The sequence below is a fragment of the Pseudomonas sp. lyk4-R2A-8 genome, from assembly GCF_030209095.1.
In the GTDB taxonomy this organism is placed as follows: domain Bacteria; phylum Pseudomonadota; class Gammaproteobacteria; order Pseudomonadales; family Pseudomonadaceae; genus Aquipseudomonas; species Aquipseudomonas quebecensis.
On the sequence record NZ_JARVSS010000001.1, the window covers coordinates 91438 to 115362 of the forward strand.

At 62.2% G+C, this 23925-nt stretch carries 17 protein-coding genes; 3 read left to right on the forward strand and 14 right to left on the reverse strand.

What is annotated here, in order from left to right; translation table 11 throughout:
• Positions 1 to 51: 51 nt before the first annotated feature.
• From QRN10_RS00375 to QRN10_RS00400, 6 genes are all read right to left on the reverse strand, one after another.
• A complete protein-coding gene (locus QRN10_RS00375; RefSeq protein WP_181080409.1) occupies positions 52 to 933 on the reverse strand; it encodes a glycosyltransferase in 882 nt (293 codons plus the stop codon).
• Positions 930 to 2078, reverse strand: a complete 1149-nt coding sequence (locus QRN10_RS00380; RefSeq protein ID WP_181080408.1) for a glycosyltransferase — start codon at positions 2076 to 2078, stop codon at positions 930 to 932. Before QRN10_RS00380 ends, QRN10_RS00375 begins: the two co-directional genes overlap by 4 nt.
• Before the next feature lie 81 nt (positions 2079 to 2159).
• Positions 2160 to 3566, reverse strand: coding sequence for a PIG-L deacetylase family protein (locus QRN10_RS00385; protein WP_266245609.1), 1407 nt, complete (start codon positions 3564 to 3566; stop codon positions 2160 to 2162).
• A complete protein-coding gene (locus tag QRN10_RS00390; RefSeq protein WP_181080406.1) occupies positions 3563 to 4462 on the reverse strand; it encodes a GNAT family N-acetyltransferase in 900 nt (299 codons plus the stop codon). Before QRN10_RS00390 ends, QRN10_RS00385 begins: the two co-directional genes overlap by 4 nt.
• Positions 4463 to 6220 (reverse strand): carbamoyltransferase family protein, encoded by a 1758-nt coding sequence (locus tag QRN10_RS00395; RefSeq protein ID WP_181080405.1) that lies wholly within the window; start codon positions 6218 to 6220, stop codon positions 4463 to 4465.
• A gap of 142 nt (positions 6221 to 6362) precedes the next feature.
• Positions 6363 to 6719: a YceK/YidQ family lipoprotein gene (locus QRN10_RS00400; RefSeq protein WP_285427672.1), complete on the reverse strand. Its 357-nt coding sequence runs from the start codon at positions 6717 to 6719 to the stop codon at positions 6363 to 6365.
• Positions 6720 to 6904: 185 nt separating this feature from the next.
• Here QRN10_RS00400 and QRN10_RS00405 point away from each other — a divergent pair, with 185 nt between their 5' ends.
• Positions 6905 to 8989 (forward strand): TonB-dependent receptor family protein, encoded by a 2085-nt coding sequence (locus tag QRN10_RS00405; RefSeq protein WP_285427673.1) that lies wholly within the window; start codon positions 6905 to 6907, stop codon positions 8987 to 8989.
• 12 nt (positions 8990 to 9001) lie between these two features.
• Here the strand turns inward: QRN10_RS00405 and QRN10_RS00410 are convergent, their stop codons facing one another.
• From QRN10_RS00410 to glnE, 8 genes are read right to left on the reverse strand one after another with little or no spacing between them, the layout of a single operon-like run.
• Positions 9002 to 10444 (reverse strand): lipopolysaccharide kinase InaA family protein, encoded by a 1443-nt coding sequence (locus tag QRN10_RS00410; protein ID WP_285427674.1) that lies wholly within the window; start codon positions 10442 to 10444, stop codon positions 9002 to 9004.
• A complete protein-coding gene (locus QRN10_RS00415) occupies positions 10444 to 11196 on the reverse strand; it encodes a lipopolysaccharide kinase InaA family protein (protein ID WP_285427675.1) in 753 nt (250 codons plus the stop codon). The genes QRN10_RS00410 and QRN10_RS00415 overlap by 1 nt, the downstream gene beginning before the upstream one ends.
• Positions 11193 to 11927 (reverse strand): lipopolysaccharide kinase InaA family protein, encoded by a 735-nt coding sequence (locus tag QRN10_RS00420; protein ID WP_181080400.1) that lies wholly within the window; start codon positions 11925 to 11927, stop codon positions 11193 to 11195. Before QRN10_RS00420 ends, QRN10_RS00415 begins: the two co-directional genes overlap by 4 nt.
• The gene (rfaP, locus tag QRN10_RS00425) at positions 11927 to 12733 is read right to left on the reverse strand and encodes a lipopolysaccharide core heptose(I) kinase RfaP (protein WP_181080399.1); all 807 of its coding nucleotides are present in this window, start codon (positions 12731 to 12733) and stop codon (positions 11927 to 11929) included. Before rfaP ends, QRN10_RS00420 begins: the two co-directional genes overlap by 1 nt.
• Positions 12730 to 13854: a glycosyltransferase family 4 protein gene (locus QRN10_RS00430; protein WP_266245604.1), complete on the reverse strand. Its 1125-nt coding sequence runs from the start codon at positions 13852 to 13854 to the stop codon at positions 12730 to 12732. Before QRN10_RS00430 ends, rfaP begins: the two co-directional genes overlap by 4 nt.
• Complete coding sequence (waaC, locus tag QRN10_RS00435) at positions 13854 to 14915, reverse strand: lipopolysaccharide heptosyltransferase I (RefSeq protein WP_285427676.1); 1062 nt, start codon at positions 14913 to 14915, stop codon at positions 13854 to 13856. Before waaC ends, QRN10_RS00430 begins: the two co-directional genes overlap by 1 nt.
• Before the next feature lies 1 nt (position 14916).
• Positions 14917 to 15951 carry a lipopolysaccharide heptosyltransferase II gene (gene waaF, locus QRN10_RS00440; RefSeq protein ID WP_253510114.1) on the reverse strand — a complete coding sequence of 345 codons (1035 nt, stop codon included), beginning with the start codon at positions 15949 to 15951 and terminating at the stop codon, positions 14917 to 14919.
• A 55-nt stretch (positions 15952 to 16006) separates the two neighbouring features.
• Entirely contained in the window at positions 16007 to 18946 is a 2940-nt protein-coding gene (glnE, locus tag QRN10_RS00445; protein WP_181080395.1) for a bifunctional [glutamate--ammonia ligase]-adenylyl-L-tyrosine phosphorylase/[glutamate--ammonia-ligase] adenylyltransferase, read from the reverse strand.
• 383 nt (positions 18947 to 19329) lie between these two features.
• On the opposite strand from glnE, the gene aceE reads away from it, so the two are divergent.
• Together aceE and aceF are read left to right on the forward strand one after the other, a co-directional pair.
• Positions 19330 to 21975, forward strand: coding sequence for a pyruvate dehydrogenase (acetyl-transferring), homodimeric type (gene aceE, locus QRN10_RS00450; RefSeq protein WP_181080394.1), 2646 nt, complete (start codon positions 19330 to 19332; stop codon positions 21973 to 21975).
• Positions 21976 to 21986: 11 nt separating this feature from the next.
• Positions 21987 to 23633, forward strand: a complete 1647-nt coding sequence (aceF, locus tag QRN10_RS00455) for a dihydrolipoyllysine-residue acetyltransferase (RefSeq protein WP_253510112.1) — start codon at positions 21987 to 21989, stop codon at positions 23631 to 23633.
• Positions 23634 to 23925 lie beyond the last annotated feature (292 nt).

Consider the following 23925-nt stretch of genomic DNA (forward strand, 5'->3'; position numbering starts at 1 on the left):
AAAAAAGGCGACTATCACTGCTGATAGTCGCCTTTTTCACCGCCTGCCCGCTCAGTGCTTGAGCGGCAGCAGATACAACCTCACCAGGCCGCGCAAAGTCTTGCGCCCCCAGAACTTCAGCGGGATCTGCCTGAGGATTTCCTTCGCCAGTGGCCGATCACGGTCGGCTGTCTTGAGGAACATCGAGTTCAGGAAGTTGTAGCGCACCGCGTCATAGGCCGGGTGTTCGCTGAACTTGGCATAGGTCTTGAGAATGTTCTGAATCATGTAGCGGTGGTTTTTGTAGGTATTGCTCGCGTGCTGCCGATAGCGCGCCATCACCTGGTCGAGGGCGTCGATGGTGTAGCCCGCCGCTGTGATTTTCAATTGGATCAGCAGGTCTTCCAGAGGAATCTGCGGGTCAAAACCTCCGACCTGCTCCAGCACTTCACGGCGAATCAGCATGGTCGGCGCCGGTGGGAAAGGCTTGCGATCCATGAAGATGTCATCGAAGTCGAGACGGCGAAATGGCACGTCGCGACGTTGTTTCTTCTCAGGGTGCAGATTACCGTCGCCGTCGATCAGCTCGATGTTGCCGGCGCACATCCCCACCGTTGGCTTGCCCTCCATGTACGCTACCTGGGTCGCGATACGATCGGGCAGCATGATGTCATCCGAACCGAACGGTGCGATCAGGCTCCCTTTCGCGCGCGCGATCGCACCATTGAGGGTGGCACTGAGCCCCTGATTCTGTTGCACCTGAAAGTCAAAACCGTGCTCGGCCTGCAAACGCCGGATACGCTCGACGCTGTCATCCTTGGAGCCGTCGTCCACCACCAGTAATTCGATATTGGGATACGTTTGCCCCAGTACGCTGAGAATGCTTTCTTCGATATACCGGCCGTGGTTGTAGGACGCGATGATCACCGAGACCAGGGGTTGTGGCTGATTCATGCTCTACCTACTTCACGCAAACCGGTTTCAATCAGAGTCAGGTACTTGTGCTTGAATTCATCAAGCGTGTGGTTGGCTTGCAGGTAGCGGAACACCTCTTCACCCTTGGCACGCAACTGCTCATCGCTCAGCGCCAGATAGGTATCCAGGGCCGCGGCCAACTGTTCGACATTGCCGGGGTCATGGGACAGGCCACCCGCGCCCTGTACCAAGGGCAGCATCGCAGGGCCATTGGAGGCAATCACCGGCAAATGACCGCTCATGCCTTCCAGCAGCGCCAGGCCCAGGCCTTCGAACAGCGATGGCATGGTCCAGATGTCGAAGCCGCGCACGTATTTCATGCCGTCTTCGCGAAAGCCCAGCAAGTGCGCGCGGCCGGTCAGACCCAGGCGCTCGATGTCCGCACGCAGATCGGCTTCGGCACGACCGGAGCCGATGATTCCGACCTGCGCTTGAGGGTATTTGTCCTTGAGCGTGGCGAACGCTTGCAGCAAATGGGTGTGGCCTTTGATCGGCACCAGGCGGCCCAATGCACCGATCATCCGCGCATCCATTGGCAGGCCCAGGGCCTTGCGCGCGTCCTCGCGGGACAACTGCAACGCTTCTGCCTGAGGAATGTCGATGGCGTTGGTCACGTAGGTGGTGTTTTCCCGCGTGAACCCGCAGTCGAGGCCGACCAGGTAGTCCTTCACCGCCTCCGACACACCGACAAAGCGCCAGGCCGGGCTGACCCAGCGCCGAGTCTGACGTCGACGATAACCGCGCGCGTATTCGCCAAAACCATGGGAGATGCCGATACACAGCGGGATCTTCAACCAGCGGTTGAGCGATAGCATCATGTTCACCGATTTAAAGCGGTTACAGATGACCACATCGAATTTCTGCTCGCGGCAGTACTTGTAGATCTGCCACATGGCGCCAAAGCGAATGCCCTTGAGGGACTTTTCCGGCAGCTCGAAATAATGTGAGTGCTCGGCGACGCTGAGGGGTTGGCCGGGCAGCGGGCGCCCGCTGAGAAAGCCGGATGTCACCTCGAAACGCTCAACCGGCAGCGATTTGACGATCTGCTCACCCAGGTCGGCGAAGTCATGGGTCTTGACGTTGTAGTCCGGCTGTAACTGCAAAACCTTGAAACGCGGCTTCATAACTCTCCATGCAGCGATCTGGCTACGGGCACACGGCCCGGTAAAAAGGAGCGACAGGCCCGGCCTGCCTTCAATGGGATTTCAGTCCTGCCTCAGGACCCACAACAGCTCGTGACGACGCACGGCCTTGCGAAAGAATTCATTTTCGCCATAGGGCGATGGACCACGGCCCGCCAGAACCTGCTGCAACCACTTGCGCACGCGGCGCTTGAACGGTGCTCGCGGCTGCAGGTCGTGCATCATGCCCAACGCCATGGCCTTGTCCCGCTGCTGACTCAAGGTCAGCGCAACACAGCAGGGCACAAGCTCAGCTGCCGAATCAAAATGCGGCGGCAGTGCGACTCCGGTGCCGGAGTCCCCCATGGGCCAGCGGTCGTTATCATGCAGGTGATTGGCGTAGCCGAGCAATGTGTCGGGTCGCCATTCCAGCCCTTGCAAGGCTTCAAGTACCGCGGCATGGGCACAGATATGATCGGCGTGGGGATCCAGCAAGGGCGTCGGCAGCACGATCACCTGTGGCCGCGCCTTGAGCAGCAGCGCGCGCAGATCGGCAACCAGGTTGTGCCAGGTCGGCGCGCCGTCCACATCGCCGGGCAGCGCGAAACCGTTGAACTGGCGAAACAGCCGCGTATCGCTCAACTCGGCCTCGCGCGAGGCCTGGGGTCGGTCCGGCGCGGCCTGCATTGCCTGCAGCTGCATACAGAAGTAACCCAGCTGCACACACTGCGCCTCCGGCACGCCAGCCCAGCGTGGCACGGCAATGCTGTCCCAGGCGCGCAAGCGCCCTTTCAGACGCGCAGCCTCAGCTTTGGGCAGGCCCATGCGTTGATAATGTTCGGCTTCGATCTCACCTGCGGTCAGGGTCACGATCCAGCTTTCGGCCGCCTGACTGTAAAGACTGAACGCCGCCAGCTCAGCATCGTCGGCGTGCGGCGCGATCACCATGACCCGTTGCTGGCGATAGTCCGGCTGGCGCAAGCGCCACAGCACAGGCTGCCCTTTGATCCGACAAAACCGGCCGCGCAATTTTACCCTGCCCGCGGCCAATGCTTCGGCGGCGCCGGTCAGATTCAGATAACGACGCCCACCGACCCCACGCTCGAAGGCTTGGCGATCCGGCGCATCCAGGCCCAGCAGCTCCACCGCCGGATCGCAGAAACGCCCAAGCCATGAGCTTCGCAGTTCAATACCGACAATCAGCGTGTCGTCCGCGTCCAGCGGTGTATCCAGCAGCAAGCGTCCCGCCTCCAGGCGCAAGCCAGGCTGTTCGCTGCCGGCGGGAAACGCGTATTCATAGTTGTCTTTGGGCGAGTAAAACAGGTGGTCGGAAAACCAGGCCTCATGAGCCATCCACAGCAGCACTGCGAGGATCAACGGCAACCACCAGGCCACCAGTAAGCCGGTCGCGACCAGTATCAGCAAACTGACCAGCAGCGCGATGCGCTTGTTGCGCCGATGGCGCTTGAGCAGTTGCTGCTTGCGAGTCATAGGCTGAACACCGGCACCGGATTGCACCAGCGCTCCTTGTATTCACGGTCGGCGCGACCGAAGGAAAAGCGCAGTGACTTATCCGCCGCACGCGCCTGCTCCCAGGCACTCTGGGTATTGAGAAAACTCAGCACGCTGCCGGGGCTGAACGCACGGGTTTGCGGGTCGACGCCGCCGTTGACGTACTCGGCACTGAACCACTCGCGAGACTGCACCTGATACACCAATTGCACGGCGATCGGGGCGTCATTGAGAAACAGCACCGAGCCGAACAGGAACTCCTTGAGCAACTCCAGCACCTCAGCCAAGCGCGCCGCGCCTGCCGCCGGAAACCCCCAGCGGCGCTGGAACAGGTCGCAATAAATCGCCGCCAGCTCCACGCTGGAGAACTCGCTGACCGCGCGCACCACACCGCCCGCTTCTTCCAGCAGGCGCAATTCGCGACGCTGGTTGTAGCGAAACTTTTTCGACAAGTCTTCAGGGGTGCGCGCCATGGCCAATTGTTCGGCCTGGGGCTTGAGGGTACCCACCCGCCCTTCATTCAAGGCCGACAGATAGCGCCCGCGATGGCGCACCGGCAACTGGGCATCGGCGGCAATCGGCAGGATGATCTCGGCATTGCCCAGGTCGAACAAGGCCTTCTTGCCGTTGCGCTTGAGCACGTCCTTGGACAGCGCCAGGTCGCGCCCCCACGTGGCAATCGCCCCCTTGAGTTCGCCGTCCTGTTCCCACCCCAGGTAGCGCACCGGAATCCGCGCCAGGCCGGCCAGACGCTCGACCACCTGCGGGTGAGTCGCCACGCTGCCACCGAAGCGCTGCCAGGCCTGGGCGTAAACCTCAGCCTCTACAGGCTGCCAGCCGCCACGTTCACGCCATGCCTGGAAGCGATTCAGCATTTAGACCACAGCGTCATAAGGGTCCACGCCATCCTTGACCACCAGGATGTCTTCCATGATCAGGTACTGCAGGTCGGAGCCGAAGAACATGTTCAGCGCGTCGGTGGGCGAGCAGATCATCGCTTCGCCACGGCGGTTGAGCGAGGTGTTCAACGACACACCGTTACCGGTGAGGACTTCCAGCTCTTTCATCATGTCGTAGTAGCGCGGGTTGTACTCACGTTTGAGCACTTGGGCGCGCGAGGTGCCATCTTCATGGACCACTTCCGGCACCCGGGTTTTCCATTCTTCGGCCACTTCAAAAGTGAAGGTCATGAACGGCGCCGGGTGATCGACCTTGATCATCTGCGGGGCTACGGTGTCGAGCATCGACGGGCAGAAAGGCCTCCAGCGCTCGCGGAACTTGATCTGGTGGTTGATGCGGTCGGCCACGCCGGTGGCGCTCGGGCAACCGATGATCGAACGACCGCCCAGCGCACGCGGGCCAAACTCCATGCGGCCCTGGAACCAGGCCACCGGGTTGCCGTCGACCATGATTCTGGCGATGCGCTGCGGCATGTTCTCGATCTTGCGCCAGTTCGGCTTGCTCTCGTGCTTGGCGCACGCGGCAATCACGTCTTCGTTGCTGTAGGACGGGCCGAGGTAGACGTGCTCCATCTTCTCCACCGGCACACCACGGGCGTGGGACACATAGGCGGCCGCACCGACAGCGGTGCCGGCATCGCCGGACGCCGGCTGCACGAACAGCTCTTTGACGTCGTCACGGGCGATGATTTTCTGGTTCAGCTTGACGTTCAGCGCACAGCCACCGGCGAAGGCCAGCTTGCCGGTGTCCTTCAGAATGTCGCCCAGATAGTGGTCGATCATCTGCAAGGCCAGCTTTTCAAACAGCGCCTGCATGCTGGCGGCGTAGTGGATGTATGGCTCGTCGGCGATATCGCCTTCGCGCTTGGGGCCCAGCCACTCGATCAGTTTCGGCGAGAAGTAGAAGCCCTTGCCCTTCTCTTTGTAGCGACGCAGGCCGATCACGTTGGCGTAGTCGGTGTTGATCACCAGCTCGCCGTTTTCAAACGAGGCCAGGCGCGAGAAGTCGTACTTGCTGGCATCGCCATACGGCGCCATGCCCATGACCTTGAACTCGCCGTCGAGCATTTCGAAACCGAGGAACTCGGTGATCGCGCCGTACAGGCCGCCGAGGGAGTCCGGGTCGTAGAATTCTTTGATTTTGTGGATCTTGCCGTTCTCGCCGTAGCCGAAGAACGTGGTGGCGTACTCGCCTTTACCGTCGATACCGAGGATCGCGGTTTTTTCCTGGAAGCCGGAGCAGTGGTAGGCACTGGAGGCGTGGGCAAGGTGATGCTCGACCGGCTCGATCTTGATCTTCTTGGGATCGAAGCCCAGTTGCTCCAGGCACCATACGATCTTGTTGCGATAGCGCTTGTAGCGACGATTGCCCATCAGGATCGCGTCGAGCGCGCGGTCCGGGGCGTACCAGTAACGCTTGGCATAGTGCCAGCGCGCCTCGCCGAACAGGCTGATCGGGGCGAACGGGATCGCCACCACGTCAACGTCCGAAGGCTTGATGCCGGCCTGCTCCAGGCAGAACTTCGCCGACTCGTAGGGCATGCGGTTCTTTGCATGTTTGTCGCGTACGAAGCGCTCTTCTTCGGCGGCCGCGATCAGCTTGCCGTCGATATACAGGGCTGCGGAAGGATCATGGCTAAGGGCGCCGGACAGGCCAAGAATCGTCAATGCCACAGGGGTCTAGCCTCTTTTAGTCTGCATGCAGGCGGGTTGCGCCTGAAAAAAGTGCGCTTCCCGCCCAGGCGGGAAACAGCTAAAGGGCGGGATTATAGCTTAAAAGCAGTGGGAAGCTGTTAGCGGCAAGCGGCAAGTGGGCCTAGCGGTAGATCTCGATGCTGCCATCCTTGTTCTGGCGATAGATCGTATAAGGCAGTGCCAATGTGTCCAGTACGCCGGACGCCACGAACTCGATGGCGATGATCGGAAAAGCGTTACCGGCATGGTCCGACAGGCTTTGGTCGTTCAGGCTTTTTTCAGGCTTGGGCTCGCCATTGAGCGTACAGAACCCATAGATTACACCGCTGTAAATGCGCGGTACGTTGTCGCAGTGGCTGCGCGAATCCTTGAGATTCTGGCTGGTCACGGCGTCGGGGCGGAACACGGTGTTGATCGTGCCGCAACCGGCCAGCGCCAGCAGCACAGGCAACCATAAGACGCAGGACAGAGTCTTCACAAACCGCTCCTTTTGCTTGCCATTAACGAAGCGTGCCACGCTAACATCGACGCCCCTGGAGGCCCAGCGTGGGAATGCCGATTTGCAGCGTAGGCTGATTCCGAAATGATAAAAGCTGCGCGAGCCACTAAACTCGCGCCTTTTTGCGCGTTTACACCCTAAGCGCCACGGAATTCGGCCGATTGATGAACCACCTCACCCGCCTCACCCTCTTGCTGCCCGGCCTGTTGGCCCTATGTGACACCGCAGGCGCGGAAGACGCGCCCCTGATACTCGACCCCAGCGTCGTCACCGGTTCACGCAGCGCCAGCCCGACCTTCGACCTGCCTTACTCAGTGGACGCAATCGACCGCGACCAGATCAGCGACGGCCAACTGGGCATCAACGCCTCCGAAGCCTTGGCGCGCGTGCCCGGACTGGTGGTCCAGAACCGTCAGAATTACGCGCAGGACCTGCAGATTTCGTCCCGTGGCTTTGGCGCCCGTTCGGCGTTTGGCGTACGCGGGATCAAGTTGTTTGCCGACGGCATCCCCGCCAGCACCCCGGACGGCCAGGGCCAGGCCGCCACGTTCAACCTGGATACCGCCGAACGCATTGAAGTGCTGCGCGGACCGGCCGCGACCTTGTACGGCAGCAACGCCGGCGGTGTGATTCAGATGTTCTCGCGTGAAGGCGAAGGCGCGCCGCGTATCGGCGCCGAAACCCTGGTGGGCAGCGACGGCCTGAACAAGAACCACCTCACCGCAGAAGGCGCCACCCATGGCGCCGGCTTCGTGCTGGATGCCTCGCGCATGGACACCGACGGCTACCGCGACCACAGCAGCGCCCGTCGCGACCAGACCTTCGCCAAGCTCAACCTTCACCCGGACGATGACAGCAAGCTGGCACTGATCTACAGCAGCCTGGAGCAGAACGGCACCCAGGACCCGCTGGGGCAGACGTGGGCCGCCTACAAAGCCGATCCACGCTCAGTGAGCGCCAACGCCCTGACGTACAACACGCGAAAAAGCATCGACCACCAGCAAGTGGGGATGAACTACGAGCGGTATGTGGGTGACGCGACGCTGCAGGTGAATGCGTATACGGGGCGGCGCAGCGTCATTCAGTACCTGTCGATCCCCAAAGGCACGCCCGCCAATGAGCGGGGCGGCGGCGTCGTGCAATTCGATCGCCAGTTCTACGGCGCCGGCGCGCGCTGGATGCAGCCCATTGACAGCGCGCCGGGGGAGTTGATGATTATCGGCGGGCTGGATTTCGACCAGAGCCAGGACAGCCGCCACGGCTACCAGAACTACAGCGGCAACACGCTGGGCGTAAAAGGCCAGTTACGTCGTGACGAAGTCGACACGGCGCGCAGCCTTGATCCCTACCTGCAAGCCAATTGGGCCCTTGATCGCTGGACCCTGCAAGCAGGTGTGCGCCATAGCAGCATGGAGATGGACGTCGACGATCAATTCCTCAGCAATGGCGACGCCAGCGGACGCAAGATCTATCGAAAAACGACGCCTTCCATGAGCGTGATGTACGCCTTCACCCCCGACCTGCACGGCTACGTCAGCGCAGGCAAGGGCTTCGAAACGCCCACCCAGGCCGAATTGGCCTACGCACCGGGTAACGCCGAAGGCTTCAACTTTGGCCTCAAGCCGTCAGACAGCACCCAGTATGAAGTGGGCTTGAAGGCGCAGGTGGGGAGCACGCGGGTCAACGCCGCCGTGTTCCAGATCACCACCGAGGATGAACTGGTGGTCAATCAATCCCTGGGCGGGCGCACCAGCTATCAAAACGCCGGCCGCACCCTGCGTCGCGGCTTCGAACTTGGCCTGCAAAGCCAGCTGGCGGAACAATGGAGCACCCACCTCGCCTACACCCGCCTGCAAGCCACCTACGACAGCGCCTTCATGGGCGGCGGCAACCCGGTGGATAAAGGCAATTACCTCCCCGGCGTACCGCAGACCACGCTATTTGCCGAGCTGAACTGGAAACCGCGGGACTGGGTCAGCAGCGCCATTGAAGGCCTGTACCGCAGCAAGGTCTATGTCGAAGACACCAACCAGCAGCACGTCGCGCCGGGGTACAGCGTATTCAACTGGCGGGCGCGCTTGGAGCAGAAGGTCGAGCACTGGACTTTCCACCAGACCTTGCGCCTGGATAACGTGCTGGACCGGCAGTATGTGGGCTCGGTCATTGTCGGCGATGGCAACGGCCGCTACTACGAAGCCGCGCCCGGCCGTTCGTGGTACGCCGGCGCCGGGGCCGAGTATCAATTCTGAGCGTCGAAGCGATCAGGTGGGCTGCTTGGGCAAACGCTCATCGATCAGCTGATACAGCGCGCTGTCCTGCGGCCAGTTACGCATAAATCGCGCACGGTCCTTGGCATAGGCCGGGGCGAAGCTGGCCAGGCTGCGGTGTTGGCACATCGCGTCAAGGTCAATCAGCGCCCAGCGGTCTTCGTGCCAGAACAGGTTGTGGCCCTTGAAATCGCCATGACTGATGCGCTCGCGGATCAACTCGGCGAACAGACGATCCAGCGCCTGCAGTTCGTTTTCCGGTGCGTCGCCGTGTTCAACGAAGGGCGCGAAGCGCTCGATGATGTCCGGCCCCGGCAGGTATTCGGTGATCAGGTACGCGCGGCTGCGCAGCCAGAGGAAACGCTTTTCCAGCACGGCCAGCGGCTTGGGCGTGCTGATGCCGAGGAACGCCAGACGGTTGCCTTCGCGCCAGGAATGCCAGGCGCGGCTTGGGCGCCAGAAGCGCTTGAGCCAATGGGCGAAACCCTTGATGTTGTAGCGCTTGATCACCAGCGGCCGACCGGCCACCTCGACCCTGGCTACGCTGGCGGCGCCGCCGGTCTTGTACAAGTGGCCCTGCTCGAGCAGGGCGTCGGCCTGTTCCAGTACCGGCAGCATCGCCGGCACCTCCTCGCGACGGATCGCGCGCAACCCAAAGGCACCGCGCTCCACGCTGAACAGCGTGCACTCACGGCCGACCTTGTCCAGATAGTCTTTCAAGCGCCACGCACTGACCTTACGCACCTGTTTTTCCAAGGCCTCCAGGGGCAAGGCGTGTTCACCATTGCCCAGCAGGTAGTACACCAGCAACTCTTCGGTGAACGGCTCAAGATTCTTGGGCAACTGGGCGAAAAATACGCCCAGGTTTTCCAGCACACGGTTGCGCGACAGTGGCTTGCCAGGCTCTTCGGCGCGAATCCCGGCACCGTCGATCAGGTACAGTTTGCCGTTCTGGCGCAGCAGGTTGTCCAGGTGCAGGTCTTCCTGCCACAGCCCTTTGGTGTGCATCTGTGCGATCGCGCCCAGCGCCTCAGCGAGCACGGCGGTTTGTTCGTCGGCCAACGGCGGCAAACCTTCGACCGTCTGCCAGGCGTCGGCCAGGCTTTGTGCGCCCTCTATGAATTCGAACAGCAACCAGCCTCCCTCGCCTTCCTGCAGGCCGTCCGCCAGCAGCAACGGCGTGGTCAGGCCCTGTTCGGCCAGCAGACGAACGCCGCTGAGCTCACGCTGGAAATGCCGCGCGGCCTTGCTGCCTACCAGCAGCTTGGCCAGCACGGCACGCCCGCGCCACACCGCCGCGCCAACGTAGCGCTGGCCTGGCAACACGCGCAGCAGGCTCAACAGTTGCAACTGCCCAGGGCCGGCGGCGTCCGCCAGCTCCAGCGTCAACGGCAGGCTCGGCGCGCGGCCGACGTTTTTCAGCTCCGACAGGCGCATCAGCGCTTCTCCTTATGGCTGCGCCGGGCCGTGAGGCGCTGCAGCCAGGTCGAGACCAACGCGCTGTCCTCGGGCTGCTCGAGATAGGCCGCCAACAGTTGACGCACCTGCACCTCGGACCACTGCGGGGACCGGCGCAGCAAAGGCTCCAGATCCTTGACGCGATCACGCCAGCCGAACAGCAATGGACGGGTTTTCTCCAGGTCGATCAGTTGCGCGGCGTAACCGTCGCCGGTGGCCTGCAGAAAAATATGCTTGGGGTAGAAACAGCCATGCACCTGGCCGACGCCGTGCAGCCGGCGCGCCAATTCACCGCAGGCCCGCAGGATCGCGCGGTGCTGGACATCGCTGAGCGACGACCACTGCTCGAGCAACGACTCCAGGTCGTTCCAGCCGTCGAGGGCACGAGTCAACAGCATGGCGCGATACTCGCCGGCCATCTTGCGCTCGCCGTAGAACGCCGCCTGCAAGGCCGGGATCCCCAGGGCGCGGTAACGACTGATATTGCGAAACTCGCGGGAGAAACTCGGCTCGCCGAATGGCCGGTGCAGGCTGCGCGTCAGGTAGTTGCTCTGACGCTTGAGGTAGTAACCCTGCCCCTCCAGCTCCAGGCGAAACACGCTACTCCAGCCGCCACGGCTGGTGTTCGGCTCGTCCACCGCGTCGAGCTGCTTGGCCCACAACGCGTCGAACGTGGCCAGGCCGTTGCGCTCCAGCAAGGCCCGGTCGGCAGCCGCCAGGAAGTCACTCATTCACGTCCCTCGAAAAACTTCACCACATGGCGAATTCGTTGTTTGTCGGACGCCGTCAGGTGGGTGCGTTGTCGATATTGCATATAGAAACGCAGGCGCTGGGTGGCCGACAGATGATATTTGGCGACCTTGTCCAGGCAGGCCAGGTCCTTGGTGATGCGGTACTTGAGCCAGAAACCGCGCCAGAAATCGCCGTTGGGGCAATCGATCAGGTAGAGGGTGCACTGATCGTCCACCAGCAGGTTGCGCCACTTCAAGTCGTTATGGGTGAAGCGGTGATCGTGCATGGTGCGCGTATATTCGGCGAGCTGCCGGCTGATGGCATCGACCCAGCGGGGGTCCTTGAGCCGCGCATCATTGCGTTCGGCCAGAACCGACAGGTCTTCGGTCTTGGGCAATTCGCGGGTAATCATCGCCCCACGGTTGTAGGCCAGCCCGTTGCGATCCAGGCCCCAGGCGACTACATCAGCGGTAGGGATGCCCCACTTGGCGAAACGCTTGAGGTTCTGCCATTCGGATTTCACTCGCGGCTTGCCCAGGTAACGGCGCAAGCCCTTGCCCGCCCCGGAGTAACGCTTGACGTAGTAATTGACCCCGCCACGCTCAACCCGGATCACTTCCGACAACGGGTCTCGAGTCAACCGTTCGCCTTGCAGCGCGAACACCGCCTCCAGGCTGCCGAAGTCGTCCGCCAGGGCGGCGTAGGCCGGTTCCAGGTTCCAGCCCGCCATCAGAGCGCATCCCCGTAACGTTGCTTGCGCGCATAGAGTTTGGCGGCCATGCGCTCCAACTCGGCCAGCAGCGCCGCTTGCTCGGCCAGGATCCGGCGCAACGGTTGCTGAAAGTAATGTTTGAGAAAGCGCAGTTTGTCGCGCCGGGTCAGGCCGATGTCCAGGGCGGAGTAATACAGCCCGGCCAGGTCCTTGTTGCGCCAGCGCATGGGGATCGTCGCGCGCACCTGGGCGCGGTGCAGGTCGATCACGGACAGTTTGAGAGTATCCACGGCGATCGGTCGGTCGGTGTGCAACAGGAAGTGGCAGAGGTAACAATCACGGTGATTGACGCCGCCACGATGCATCGCGCCGACCGTACGCGCCAGCTCGGCGGTCAAGGCGTGCTTGATCGCCGGCACCGGCGGCTGCTTGAGCCAGTCGAGGGTCAAATCCTCCAGGCTGATAATCGGGGTCAGCTCGCGCGTAACGATGAACGAGTGCTGATCAGCCGGATTACTGCCCTTCTCACCAAAAGCCACGGCGGTCATGGTGGGCACGCCCAGCTCATGCAAGCGCTGGATCGCCAGCCACTCCTGGCCCGCGCCCAGGACCGGCAACTTGGCGGTGACCAGGTTTTTGAGGATCTCGCCCCAGCCGATACCGCGATGGATTTTCACGAAATAGGGTTGACCCTCCACCACCGTACGCAACGTACGACGGGCGGCCAGCTCGCGGAACACCTGGCCTTGCAGTTTCTCGACCTCGGCGAACGCATCGCGTCCGGCCCACAGGGTCTTGAAGGGTTCGGCAAGAATCAACTTCATCGGTTTGGCTCCGCCAGAATCAAGTCCGCAGCGTACTGCGGCATGCTAAACAGGTCGGCCGTCTCGGCGAAAGCCAGGCCATTGCGACTCCAGGTCGCGCGCGCCTGCGGATCGTCGAGCATATCCACCAGGTATTGATTGAGCTGGGCCTGCTCGAACGGCTCGTCCAACACGCGGCCACTCTGGGCCTTATCGATATAAAACGCGTAGCCGCAGACCTGGCTCACCAGCACGGGCAGGCCGGCGACTATCGCTTCGACCAGCACCATGCCGGCCGCTTCGTTGTAAGCAGGGTGAATCAGCAAGTCCGCGCCCAACAGGAAACGCGGAATATCGTTGCGCCCCTTGAAGAACTGCACCTGGTCACCCAGGCCGAGTGCGGCACTCTGCAGTTGGAATACTTTGGGGTCGTCCTGGCCGATTACAAACAGCCGGGTGCGTTTCTTCAGCTTTGCAGGCAACGCAGCCACAGCCTTCAGGCTACGGTCGACGCCCTTGGTCTTGAAGCCAGAACCGATCTGCACCAGCAGTAAATCTTCCTCGGCCAGGCCGAATTCGGCGCGAAACTCGGCGCGGATCTCGCCGGCGTTCGGCGGCGCGCGTCGGTCTCGGGAAATGCCCGGCGGCAGCAGGTGAAAACGCTCGGGCTGGGTGCCGTAATACTGCGTGAACAGCTGCTGCTGACGCTCGGACAGCACCATGATCCGGGTCGTGGCGTTTTTATCGAACACCGCGCGCTCGTATTCGGCAAAGTGCTTGTAGCGCCCGAACCAGCGGTACATCGGGTTGCGCAGGGTCTGGGCCTTGTCTTCGAATACGCCGTCGGCGGCGAAGTACAGGTCCAGCCCCGGCATTTTGTTGAAACCCACCACGCGGTCCACCGGGCGCTTGGCCAGGTCGGCCTGGATCCAGGCATGCAGCTTTTCATTGCGACGGTGGTTGACCAGCGCCTTCACGGGCGCCACCAGCACTTCGAAACCTTGCGGAATATCGCCTTCCCAGATCAGCGTATAGACACGAATCCTGTGGCCGCGCTGCTGGCACTCCAGGGCAATGCGCATGAAGTCACGCTGCAGGCCGCCGAAGGGGAAATATTTGTACAGGACAAAAGCCAGTTGCATCAGTGCAGCTCCTCAGCCAGTAACAACGTGCTCAGTCGGCTTGCCACACGCTCAGGGTTCAGGCGCGTGAAGCACAGGGGCGACTCGCGCGTGATGTCGAACCGACGCAGGTCGTCGGCCGTCGGTTGATAGGTACAGCGTTTCTGCAGGCATGGCGCGCACGGCCAATCGCTGGCCAGGTGAATCTGCGCCTTGCCATAGGCGCCGGTAAGCCCCGGATTGGTAGGACCGAACAGCGAAATGGTCGGCACATCCAACGCTGCAGCCAAGTGCCCCAGGCCGGTGTCCACCGCCACGCAGGCGCGGGCGCCGGCCAGCACGCGGGCCACGCCGGCCAGGTTCAGCTTGGGCAGCACTTCGGCGTTCGGCAGGCCTTGGGCCAGCCTTTCGGCGCGCGCCTTTTCGGCGGCGTTGCCCCATGGCAACTTTACGTCCACGCCCAGACGGCCCATGCGCTCGGCCAGCTCGCGCCAGTAGGCTTCGGGCCAGTGCTTGGTGTCCCAGGTGGTGCCGTGCAGGAGCAGCACGAACGGTTTTTTCGGCGGCAGGCCCAGCAGTTTGTCGACCCTCAGGCCGTAGTCGCCCAAGCCTTTGGGCAAGTCATAACCGAGGGCCACGGCGAACAACTGGCGCAAACGTTCGACGGCATGCTGCCCGCGGGCCACCGCCAGGCGCCGGGAATAAAAGCGCGCCGCGATCGGCTCGCGTGCGGACTGCTTGTCGAAGCCGGCCACCGGCGCACGCACGTAACGGGTCAGCCAGGCGCTTTTGAACAGACCTTGAGCGTCAATGACCAGGTCGTACTTGGTCGACTGGATGCGCTGTTTGAAAAGCCGCCATTCGCCGCTCTTGAAGGTCTGCCAGAGGTTTTTGCGCCAGCGGCGGATCGCCACCGGGATCACCTTGTCCACGGCCGGATGCCAGGTGGGAATTTCGGCAAAGCCTTCTTCCACCACCCAGTCGAATTGAATGCCGGGGATCGCCCGCGCCGCGTCGGTCAGTGCCGGCAAGGCATGGATCACGTCGCCCAGGGATGAGGTCTTGACTACCAGTACCCGCAACTCAGTGAACCTCGACCACGTCGCCCTGCAACCGCTGCAAGGCTTCGCTGACCGGCTGCGGCAACAACTGGCGCAGGCAATTGTAGTGGCCGAAACGGCAGGTGCGCTCAAAACAGGGGCTGCAATCCAGGCCCAGGCGCACCACTTCAACCTTATCGGCCAACGGCGGGGTAAACCCTGGCGAAGTGGAGCCGTAGACCGCCACCAACGGGCGATTCAAAGCGGCCGCCACGTGCATCAGGCCGGAGTCGTTGGACACCACCGCATCGGCGCAGGACAGCAGGTCGATCGCCTCGGCCAGCGAGGTGTCGCCGCTGAGGTTCACCGCCTCTTCGCGCAGGCCCGGAATCAGGCGCTGGCGGATGTCTTCGCCCACCGAGTGATCGTTCTTCGAGCCGAACAGCCACACCTGCCAGCCTTCGCGGATCTTCATCTCGGCGACCTTGGCGTAATGCTCCGAGGGCCAGCGCTTGGACTCGCCAAACTCGGCACCGGGGCACAGCGCCAGCACCGGGCGATCCAGGCTCAGGCCGAACTTGGCCAGCGCCGCGTCGCGGGTGACCGGGTCGATCCGCAGGCTCGGACGCGGATACGGCGTGGGCAACTCGGCACCGGGCGCATAGGCCAGGGCCATGAAGCGTTCGATCATCAGCGGGTAGCGTGCCTTGTCCAACGTACGCACATCATTGAGCAGCACATAGCGAAATTCGCCACGCCAGCCGGTGCGCTTGGGGATGCCGGCAAAGTACGGCACCAGCGCGGACTTGAGCGAGTTGGGCAACAGGATCGCCTGGTCGTACTGGCCGGCCAGGGATTTGCCGATGCGACGACGGGTCGCAAGCTCCAGGGCGCCGTGGCCGAGCGGAAAGCTCAAGGCCTTGCGCACTTCGGGCATGCGTTCCAGGATCGGCCGACTCCACTCAGGGGCGAGCACGTCGATCTGGCAATCTGGATGGCGAAGGCGCAGGCACTGGAACAGTGTCTGTGCCATCACCATGTCACCGACCCAACTGGGCCCAACGATCAGAATATTCATGTAGTTTCCACAAACGATGCGGGGAGGCTTATGCCTCCCCGCCCTAATAATGTGTTCAGCTCAGACCCAGCTCCTGCCAGATCCGCATCACCTGGCGCCGCTCATCGACGAACTGATCGCCGGCCACCGTACCGGCCTCGTTCTGCAAGGCCTGGCGATGCGCGGCGGAACGGTAGGCCTTATAGACCTCGCGCAGCAGGTGGGCATCGGCGGCGGGCATCAACCCCACCTGCTCCAGGCCTTCCAGAATGCGGATATTGTCGGTGTAGCGCAGCAACGAGGGATGTTGCGCAGACCATGCCAAAGCCGCGTATTGCACCATAAATTCAATATCGACGATACCTCCAGCGTCCTGCTTGAGGTCGAACAGCGCCGTGGCTTCGAACGCATTGGCGCCCGTGCCGGCCGCGGTGCTCTTGGTGCCCAGGTTGTCACGCATCTTGGCGCGCATCTCGCTGACCTCCTGGCGCAGCTTCGCCAGATCACGTTCGCGCCCCAGCACCCTGGCCCGCACCTGCTCGAAGGCCTGGCCGACGTCCTGGCTGCCCACCAGCACGCGGGCGCGGACCAACGCCTGATGTTCCCAGGTCCAGGCTTCATTGTGTTGATAGCGATCGAACGCGCCCAACGAACTCACCAAAAGCCCGGATGCGCCGGACGGGCGCAGGCGCATGTCCACTTCATACAACTGGCCGGAGTTGGTCTGGGTGGTCAGCAAATGAATGATGCGCTGGCCCAGGCGCGTAAAGAACTGCGCACCGTCAATCGGCTTGGCGCCATCGGTTTCGGCATGCGGGTCGCCGTCATGGATGAACACCAGGTCCAGGTCCGAACCATGCCCCAGTTCGATGCCGCCGACTTTTCCATAACCGACAATGATGAACCCAGGATCGCACAAGGTGCCATCCAGCCGCTGCGGCGAACCGTGCCGCGCCACGGTCTGGCGCCAGGCCAGGGCCAGTACTTGCTCCAGGATCGCCTCGGCGAGCCAGGTCAGGTAGTCGCTGACTTTCATCAAGGGCAGGCTGCCGGCAATTTCCGAAGCGGCCACGCGCAGGCGGTGCGCAAGCTTGAAGTGGCGCAGGGCCTCCATCTGTTGCTCAAGGTCGTCTTCGGGGATACGTGTAAGGCGTTCGCGCAGCTCGGCGGCCAGTTCCGGCGCCAACGGCGGCTTGAACAGCCGACCTTCGTTGAGCAATTCGTCGAGCAACAACGGGAAACGCGTGATCTGCTCGGCGATCCACGGGCTGGCAGCGCACAGGGTCAACAGGCGACGCAAGGCGTCGGGGTTTTCCGTAAGCAGCACCAGGTAGGCCGAACGCCGCGCAACCGCTTCAACCAGCGGCAACACGCGCTCCAGCACCAGGTCCGGATTGGCGTGTTCAACGGCCTGCGCCAGCAGGCGCGGGATAAATGCATCCAGGCGCTCGCGCCCCAGGCGCTGCATGGCGCGCAGTTGCGGGCTGCCGCGCAGGCTGGCCAGGGCCTTGAGCGCCTTGGGCGCGTCGGTGAAGCCGCCGTCGGCCAACTGACGGCAGGCCGCGTCGTCATCTTGTGACTCTTCCCACAGCGGCAACCATTCCCCGCCTACGACCAGCTCGCTTTCTTCGCCATCTTCTTCGTCCGGATCGGCAATCACTTGGCGGAAATGCCAGTCGACCCGACCTCGCCAGTACATCAGGCGCTCATGAAACGCCGCCCAATCGGGGAAGCCGAGCATAAAGGCGATGCGGGCCTGGTCCTGCGGGCTGTCCGGGAGCATTTGGGTCTGCCGGTCGGCAATCGCCTGGATCGCGTGTTCGGTGTAACGCAGAAATTCATAACCGTTGCGCAACTCGGCGATCACCGCCGGCGGCAGGTAGCCCTGGCCTTCCAGCGTGCCCAGCACCTTGAGCAACGGCCGCTGCTGCAGGCTCAGGTCGCGGCCGCCATGGATCAACTGGAACGCCTGGGCGATGAATTCCACTTCACGAATGCCGCCCGAGCCCAGCTTGATATTGTCGGCCATACCTTTGCGCCGCACTTCCTGCTGGATCAGCTGCTTCATGGTGCGCAGCGCTTCGATGGCGGAAAAATCCAGGTAACGTCGGTAGACGAACGGCCGCAGCATATCGAGCAATTGCGCGCCCGCCACCTGATCGCCGGCCACCACCCGCGCCTTGATCATGGCGTAGCGTTCCCAGTCGCGTCCCTGATCCTGGTAGTACTGCTCCAGCGCATTGAAACTGAGCACCAGCGCCCCGGCCGAACCGTAGGGGCGCAAACGCATATCGACGCGGAATACGAATCCGTCGACGGTCATCGGATCGAGGGCCTTGATCAGTTTTTGACCAAGACGAATGAAGAATTCCTGGTTATCCAGGGCGCGCTTCACGCCCACTGTTTCGCCGCCCTCGGGGTAAGCGAAGATCAGGTCGATGTCCGATGACAGGTTCAGCTCCACCGCGCCGAGCTTGCCCATGCCGAGGATCACCATGTGCTGGGCCTCGCCGCTGCGCCGCCCGGTGGGCGTGCCGAATTGTGCGCAGTGGCGCTGGTAGAGCCATTGGTAGGCCTGGTCGATGCTGGCGTCGGCCATGTCGGACAAATCGCGACAGGTTTGCACCAGGTCGGCCTGACGGGTCAGATCGCGCCAGATAATGCGCACCTGCTGGCGCGTACGCTGACGACGCAGGACCCGGCCCAACTCATCTTCTGTTTCGGCTTGTTGCACCGCTGCCGCGATCTGCCCGCACAACTCACCAGGCGCAAAGCCGCGATCCAGCTCGCCCCAGGCGGCCAGTTCGAGCAACATCAAAGGGTCACGAATGCTCTGTTCAATGACGAAATCACTGGCGGCGCACACCCGGGCGAAGTCGGCCCAGCGTTGCGGCGCCCACCCGGAAAGGCCATGATCGGCATCCAGCGCGGCCACGGCGTCACGAAATGACTGCTCGGCCCGCTGGGCAGCCGGAAGCAGAATGGCCGGCAATTCGGCCAGCGTTGGAAGGCTCATGGTCTATCCTTGATCGGCGCGTGGAAGGCTTGTAGCGACAAGCGCGAGCACCGCGCCAAATGAAGGACTGTCGAACAAAAGTTAGAAATAGCTGAAAATTCTTTAATTTTGGCAGGCAACATTAAACTTCTACCTTTTCTTGTTCGCAAAAGATCAACAATAACGATTATGCTCACCAGCCAGACCGAGTCATACGCTCAGTCTTGTGTAGTTTTACTACTCGTATATACATTCGAAAGGCTGAAATGGCCGACGATTTGTAGTAAAACTACAGGACGCCGAAGCAACCTTCGGCCATCCAAGAATTTATGTCGTCTGCCCACAAGGCCAGTCGCAAACTTCAGGCAACCGATTCTGGTAGCCTTTCCGCCCTGGAGCAAGCCATGCAAGACCTCGATCCCGTCGAAACCCAGGAATGGCTGGACGCCCTGGAATCGGTTCTCGACAAAGAAGGCGAAGACCGTGCTCACTACCTGATGACCCGTATGGGCGAACTCGCAACCCGCAGCGGCTCGCAACTGCCCTACGCCATCACCACGCCATACCGCAACACCATCCCCGTTACCCACGAAGCACGCATGCCTGGCGACCTGTTCATGGAACGCCGCATTCGCTCGCTGGTACGCTGGAACGCCATGGCGATGGTAATGCGCACGAACTTGAAAGATTCGGACCTGGGCGGTCACATCTCCAGCTTCGCTTCCAGCGCAACCCTGTATGACATCGGCTTCAACTACTTCTTCCAGGCCCCGACCGACGAACACGGCGGCGACCTGATTTATTTCCAGGGCCACACGTCTCCAGGCGTTTACGCCCGTGCGTTCATGGAAGGCCGCATCAGCGAAGAACAGATGAACAACTTCCGCCAGGAAGTCGACGGTCAGGGCCTGTCGTCCTACCCGCACCCTTGGCTGATGCCTGATTTCTGGCAGTTCCCGACCGTATCCATGGGCCTTGGCCCGATCCAGGCGATCTACCAGGCACGTTTCATGAAGTACCTGGAAGCCCGTGGCTTCATCCCTGAAGGCAAGCAGAAGGTCTGGTGCTTCCTGGGCGACGGCGAGTGCGACGAGCCGGAATCCCTGGGCGCCATCTCCCTGGCCGGCCGCGAAAAACTGGACAACCTGATCTTCGTCATCAACTGCAACCTGCAGCGCCTCGACGGCCCGGTTCGCGGCAACGGCAAGATCATCCAGGAACTCGAAGGCGTGTTCCGCGGTGCTCACTGGAACGTGACCAAAGTCATCTGGGGCCGTTTCTGGGACCCGCTGCTGGCCAAGGACGTCGACGGCATCCTGCAACGCCGCATGGACGAAGTCATCGACGGCGAGTACCAGAACTACAAAGCCAAAGACGGCGCATTCGTACGTGAACACTTCTTCAACACGCCTGAACTCAAGGCGATGGTTGCCGACCTGTCCGACGACGAGATCTGGAAGCTCAACCGTGGCGGCCACGACCCGTACAAGGTCTATGCGGCGTACCACGAAGCGGTCAACCACAAAGAACAGCCGACCGTCATCCTGGCCAAGACCATCAAGGGTTATGGCACCGGTGCCGGCGAAGCGAAGAACACCGCGCACAACACCAAGAAAGTCGATGTCGACAGCCTGAAGTTGTTCCGCGACCGCTTCGACATCCCGGTCAAGGACGAAGAGCTGGAGAACCTGCCGTTCTTCAAGCCGGAGCCGAACAGCGCCGAAGCCCGTTACCTGGCCGAGCGTCGCTCCGCGCTGGGCGGTTTCGTGCCACAGCGCCGCGCCAACAGCTTCAGCGTGCCGACGCCGGACCTCAGCACCCTCAAGGCTATCCTTGACGGCTCGGGCGACCGTGAAATCTCCACCACCATGGCCTTCGTGCGGATTCTCGCGCAGTTGGTCAAGGACAAGGACATCGGCCCGCGCATCGTTCCGATCATTCCGGACGAAGCCCGTACCTTCGGTATGGAAGGCATGTTCCGTCAGTTGGGCATCTACTCCTCCGTCGGCCAGCTCTACGAGCCAGTCGATAAAGACCAGGTGATGTTCTACAAGGAAGACAAGAAGGGCCAGATCCTCGAAGAAGGCATCAACGAAGCGGGCGCCATGAGCTCCTTCATCGCCGCCGGTACTTCGTACTCCAGCCACAACCAGCCGATGCTGCCGTTCTACATCTTCTACTCGATGTTCGGTTTCCAGCGCATCGGCGACCTGGCCTGGGCGGCGGGCGACAGCCGTACCCGTGGCTTCCTGATCGGCGGCACCGCCGGGCGCACCACGCTGAACGGCGAAGGCCTGCAACACGAGGACGGTCACAGTCATATCCTGGCTGCCACCATCCCGAACTGCCGCACCTTTGATCCAACCTACGGCTACGAGCTGGCGGTGATCATCCAGGACGGCATGAAGAAAATGACCGAAGAACAGCAGGACGTTTTCTACTACATCACCGTGATGAACGAGTCCTACCAGCAGCCAGCCATGCCGGCCGGTGTCGAGGAAGGCATCATCAAGGGCATGTACCTGCTCGAAGAAGACACCAAGGAAGCGGCGCACCACGTTCAACTGATGGGCTCCGGCACCATCCTGCGCGAAGTGCGTGAAGCGGCGAAGATCCTGCGTGACGAGTTCAACGTCGGCGCCGACGTGTGGAGCGTGACCAGCTTCAACGAACTGCGTCGCGACGGCCTGGCCGTAGAGCGCAGCAACCGTCTGCATCCTGGCCAGAAACCAGCAACCAGCTACGTCGAAGAATGCCTGGCCGGCCGCAAGGGCCCGGTCATCGCCTCCACCGACTACATGAAGCTGTTTGCCGAACAAATTCGCCAGTGGGTCCCGTCCAAGGAGTTCAAAGTCCTGGGCACCGACGGTTTCGGCCGCAGTGACAGCCGCAAGAAGCTGCGTCACTTCTTCGAAGTCGACCGTCACTTCGTGGTGTTGGCAGCCCTGGAAGCCTTGGCTGACCGTGGTGAGATCGAACCCAAGGTGGTGGCTGACGCCATCGTCAAGTTCGGTATCAACCCGGAAAAACGCAACCCACTGGACTGCTGAGGAGACTTTTTGTGAGCGAACTCATTCGCGTACCTGACATCGGCAGCGGTGAAGGTGAAGTAATCGAGCTGTTTGTGAAGGTCGGCGACACCGTCGAAGCCGACCAGAGCATCCTGACCCTGGAATCGGACAAGGCGAGCATGGAAATTCCTGCTCCCAAGGCCGGCGTGGTCAAGAGCCTGAAGGTCAAGCTGGGCGACCGCCTGAAAGAAGGCGACGAACTGCTCGAGCTGGAAATCGAAGGTGCCGCCGATGCGGCGCCTGCGGCGGCCGCTCCTGCAGCCGCTCCCGCGCCGGCTGAAAAGCCTGCCGCTGCCGCCGAGGCCCCAGCGGCCCCGGCCGCTGCACCGGCTGCCGCTACCGTTCAGGACATTCACGTTCCGGACATCGGCTCGTCGGGCAAAGCCAAGATCATCGAGCTGCTGGTCAAGGTCGGCGATACGGTCGAAGCCGACCAGTCGCTGATCACCCTGGAGTCCGACAAGGCCTCCATGGAGATTCCATCGCCGGCTGCCGGCGTGGTGGAAAGCATTGCGGTCAAGCTGGAAGACGAAGTCGGCACCGGTGACTTCATCCTCAAGCTCAAAGTACAAGGCGCCGCGCCTGCCGCTGCTCCAGCACCGGCCGCCGCTCCGGCGGCCAAAGCTGAAGCCGCCCAGGCTCCGGCTGCCGCGCCCGCACCCGCCGCAAAAGCCGAGGCCGCACCGGCCCCAGCTGCTGCCGCGCCTGCACCGAGCGGTGCCAAGGTTCACGCCGGCCCGGCCGTGCGTCAGCTGGCCCGTGAATTCGGCGTCGAGCTCAGCGCCGTCGCCGCCACCGGCCCTCACGGTCGTGTGCTGAAGGAAGACGTGCAGGTTTACGTCAAAGCCATGATGCAAAAGGCCAAGGAAGCGCCGGCTGCCGGCGGCGCTACCGGTGGCTCGGGCATTCCGCCGATCCGCACCGTGGACTTCAGCCGCTTCGGCGAAATCGAAGAAGTGCCGATGACCCGTCTGATGCAAATCGGCGCGGCAGGTCTGCACGCCAGCTGGCTGAACATCCCCCACGTGACGCAGTTCGACCAGGCCGACATCACCGACCTGGAAGCATTCCGCGTTGCGCAGAAAGCCGTGGCCGAAAAGGCCGGCGTCAAGCTGACCGTCCTGCCACTGCTGCTCAAGGCCTGCGCGCACCTGCTCAAGGAACTGCCGGACTTCAACAGTTCGCTGGCGCCGAGCGGCAAGGCGATCATTCGCAAGAAGTACGTGCATATCGGCTTTGCGGTCGACACCCCGGATGGCCTGCTGGTGCCGGTCATCAAGAACGTCGACCAGAAGAGCCTGCTGCAGCTCGCCGCTGAAGCTGCCGCACTGGCGGCCAAGGCCCGTGACAAGAAGCTCACCCCAGACGATATGCAGGGCGCCTGCTTCACCATCTCCAGCCTCGGCCACATTGGCGGTACCGGTTTCACGCCAATCGTCAACGCGCCGGAAGTGGCGATCCTGGGTGTGTCCAAGGCGACAATCCAGCCGGTCTGGGACGGTAAGGCGTTCCAGCCGAAGCTGATGCTGCCACTGTCGCTGTCCTACGATCACCGTGTGATCAACGGCGCCGCCGCTGCACGTTTCACCCAGCGTCTGAGCCAATTGCTGAACGACATCCGCACCATCCTGCTGTAACCCGCGACGGGCCTTCCTTCTTAACCCGGAAGGCCCGTTTGCACCGATTTCCGAGCGCCACGCTCGTACCTCAACCCCGCCACTTGGCGGGGCTTTTTTTGCGTGCTGCATCGCAAAAACTGGACAGAGAGAACAGGTTTGTACACCTTCTGTCACTGCGACTGTAGAAATCCCCCAAGCGGCCGATAACACACATATAGCACTTAGCCTTCATCCTCTCTTGTCAGCCCGCGCCGCATGATGCAACCTTGCCGCAGGCAACAGAAAAGAGGGCGTGAGCCCGGCGCCGTGC